The sequence below is a fragment of the Paenibacillus arenilitoris genome (assembly GCF_014705655.1).
Classification (GTDB): Bacteria; Bacillota; Bacilli; order Paenibacillales; family Paenibacillaceae; genus Pristimantibacillus; species Pristimantibacillus arenilitoris.
This window is the reverse complement of the sequence record NZ_JACXIY010000071.1, coordinates 1-4,238: the sequence shown is the minus strand read 5'-3', so window position 1 is coordinate 4,238 and position 4,238 is coordinate 1. Positions and strand designations below refer to the sequence as shown.

The 4,238-nt window shown below is 35.7% G+C and carries 1 protein-coding gene; it reads left to right on the top strand.

Annotated features, from left to right (window positions below):
- Positions 1 to 519: 519 nt before the first annotated feature.
- The coding region (locus IDH41_RS30890; RefSeq protein ID WP_190868177.1) for a DUF4832 domain-containing protein at positions 520 to 4,238 on the top strand (3,719 nt) is incomplete at its 3' end.

Below are 4,238 nucleotides of genomic sequence, written 5' to 3'. Positions count from 1 at the left end.
GGGTGCTGGCAAGTGTCTCTTTTTCTTTGCCGTTACTTGAGCATTTTTACGCTGCAACACTCGGCACTTTTAGTATGCAATAAACAATATCAGTGGAGAAGATGAGGCTCATCGAGGAGACCGACCCCATAACGCGATCGGGAAGTGGATACGCTTGCGGGGAGAGCCTGTTTATAAGTGCTTTTGAAATAATTTTCAGTTACTTAATGCGAATCTCAAGGGCCTACCAACTTTTAAATATAGGTATAAACTACAAGTGTGATTCCATTTTAATCAGGATTTTTTATAGAAAATAGTCATAATAAGACAAATAAATAGCAATTTCGACAAAATATACCCCTATTCTGCAAATTGGAATAATGTGATAATTAGCATGCTGTTTGAAAATTAGTCTGAAAGGAGGCGGTTTATACTCAAACCAGGATACTTGTATTTTCTTATGGTATTTATACTGAAGACTAGGACACAACATTTTATAAGAAATTTATGAAGAAAATTCTTTAATTTGGGGGACATATTTTGAATAAAGTTAAATTTATTTCAAAAGTATCTGCTATGTTAGCAATTTTTTTGCTTATCCTGCAAATTTATCCGTGTGTGATGATTTATGCAGATGAAGTCTCGGAGACAGGAACTCCACAAGAAGAAAGTATTACTCAAAGTGTTTATTTTAAAGGATATCCAGAAGAATGGGATTCAATCACCTATAATAATGCATCAACAATTGGTAATAAATTGGAATATTTAAAGGTTACTCAGAATGATAATTATTTATACTTATATATCAGTGGGACAGATATAACTTCCAACTATGCTTTTTATTTGGACAGTGACGATGATCCATTAACAGGAACCAATATAAGCAATTGGCGAAACTCTACAGGCATTGACTTTAAAATTTTTAATGGGATGTTATATAAATTCTCTGACGGATCCTGGATCTCTGAAGGTATGGTTGTATTAGATCAAACCAATAACTTTATTGAGGTAGCCATTCCAAAACATAAGATAATTTCAATGCAAAGTAATCGAATTAATGTTTCATTCGTTATGGACAACAATTTCTATCTGCCTAATCATGGACTTGATATGGTTAACGTTGATATTGAAAAAGAACAAAAAATTATATCTGACTTTCCAATTATTATTGATGGAACTGCAAATGACTGGTCCAATATAGTGCCTATAGCTAAGTCGGATAATGATCAATCATATATGTCTGCATTTATTAACAACGATAATCTTAATGTGCTCTATAAAGGGGAGCTTAGTGTAAATAATGAGTTTTTAATTGATACTGACAACAGTCCTGAAAGCGGATTGGTCTCTGCAAAGTGGCCGTTATTCGGAGCAGATGTGTTAATAAGAGATGGGAGTATTTATCGATGGCATGCCGGTGATTGGATAGATACTTTATCGCAGTTAAGTTACATCCAAAGTGGTAGTGGTTCAAACGGAGTAATTGAGTTTTCAGTTTCTATTGGTGAATTAATGTCTTCAAGTCATTCTGCTATAAGATTAGTTTACAGTAGTGATAGTATATCATTGCCAGGTGAAAGTAAGTTTCCTGCAAGAGTATATTCCGTTTTACCTCATATCAACGTTGATGGATCATATTCGGACTGGTCCATTCTTGAACCAATCGCTTATGGGAATAGCGTAGTACAAAGTGTATATGCTTTTAGTAAAAATCAAATCTTATTCATTCACGGTGTTGGAAGTGATTTTTCACAGGAAACTAATATATACATTAACAGTGACAATAATTCGAACACAGGGTATCAGAATGGTTATTATAATGCTTCTGGTGCAGATTATTTGATACAAGATTCAAGAGTATATAGAAGCACAGGATCAGACTGGGGATGGGAGAGAATTGGAAATGCTTCAAGAATCGTTTCCAACTTCGATAACAACCAACTATTTGAGCTATCAGTAGATATAAGCGGTTGGGATGTTAATGGGGATATTAAACTCTCTATCGGAGTTGAGGAAAACTATGCTCCAGTAGATGGTATCGATTTTAAATATATTAATTATCAAAGTGAAATTCCTAATATTAGTATTGACGGTGAAGATTTAGACTGGCAGAATATTCGTCCGCTTGTAGAAGTGGATCAATATAGTACAGAATTATTTGCTGTGCAAGATCAAAACAGGCTCTACACTCTTATTAAAGGCCAGGATCTTGATACTCGTAATCTATATTATATTGATAGCGACAATAATCCAGAAACGGGTTATCAGTCTAGTTTATGGATAGATGCAGGTGCAGACTATAAGGTTGAATATAACAATTTATATCAATATGTAGAAGAGGGTTCCACTTGGATAAAAAAGAGCCCGATTATGATCGAACTGGATAAAAAATATATAATGATGCAAATTTATTTGGAAGACATTAATAGAACAATTCCTGGTGAATTAAAAATAGGCTATGTAGGTAAAGAGTCTTCTCATATTCCTTCTATTGGTTTAAATATGTTAAACGTGGATACATCTATTCATAATATAGAGCTGGAGGATACTTTTTACCCGAAAGAGTCTTTCCAATTACTTGAAAATCCTTTCATAGGTTGGAGCCCATGGGCGAATCGTACTGATTATGAGCAACCTTTTACATTAGTTTACGCTAATTTTAATTGGAGGGATATTGAACCTTCGAAAGGTGAGTATAATTGGAGTGAGTTGGAAACAAGAAATAATTTTGATTACTGGACTAATTTAGGCAAGAAAATTAATTTAAGAATTGTGTTGGATAAGCCATCGGATGATCCTCAACATATGGATATTCCTGATTGGCTGTATGACGAGCTTGTTGCAGCAGAAGGAGCATCGGGCGCAGGAATATGGTACAACACACCTGGTAGAGCGGGTTTCTCTCCGAATTACAGTAGTGAAGTCCTTATTGAAGAGCATAAACGATTAATACAGGCATTTGCTAATCGTTATAACAATGACCCTAGAGTTTCATATATTCAGATTGGAAGCTTAGGTCATTGGGGAGAGTTTCATAATTATCCGGAGGAAGCTGCGGGGAAATTTCCTAATGTAAATGTTTCTGATCAATATGTACAGCACTATGTAACTTATATTACAAATAAAAAACTAGCAATGAGAAAACCATTCCCAATAGCTGCTCAAAATGGAATCGGCTTATTTAACGATGCTTTCGGAGACAGTCAGTCATCTGAAAAGTGGCTCAATTGGGCAAATACAGGTTGGGATGGAATTACGGATTATGTAGCAGAAGAGGAAGCCGCTAATGCTATTTTACAGTCAAGAATGCCTGATTATTGGAAGACTAGTTTCTCAGCGGGAGAATTCGCCAAAGGGGAATCGATTCCATATTTCGAGAATGAAAAAGTAATGGATACTATGACTTTAATTAAAAAGAGCCATACTTCATGGCTCGGGCCAGCTTCGCCAGCTAGTTATAATAGATCAGATGATGGGGTTCAGGCAAACATTGATCTTATTCAAAAGAAAATGGGTTACAGATTATTATTGCGATCAATAAATCATGTATCAGAAGTAGAAGTTGGGGAAACAATTCAACTTAGCTCAGTCTGGGAGAATAAAGGGGTAGCACCTTTTTATTATGATTGGCCTGTTGCCGTTGCAGTAGCAGATCCAAATGGTAATCTTATTGAATCGAGTATAACGATATCCAATGGTATTGATGTAAGGGAATGGTTACCAGGTGAAATTGAAGAATCAATGGAACTTCTCGTTCCTACTGGTATCCCAAAAGGTAACTATTCCATATTAACTGCCATTCTTGACCCGAATGAAAATAAGCCAGGAGTAGAACTTGCCATAGAGGGGAAGCGTTTGGACGGGTGGTATGAGTTAGATCAAATATTTGTGAATAATGATGCAGACACGATACCAACTAAACCAAGCTTGCTGAGGGAAACAAATAGTACAACATCTACTATTGAATTATCATGGAACCCATCGTTTGATGATGGAAGTATTACTGGCTATGAGATTTACCAAGGTGATGAACTCTTGGGAACAACAAGTGAACCAATGTACAGAATAAATAATTTATTACCCGATACATCGTATACTTTTATGATTAGATCAATTGATAGTACAGGGAATTATTCAGAAGGAATCTATGGTACTTTCTCAACATCAAAAAGTAATCTATTGAAGAACAGTGGGTTTGAAACATACACGGGAAGCAACGGTGCGGCCGACGAATGGACGCCAAACGTAACCAGCGGCAT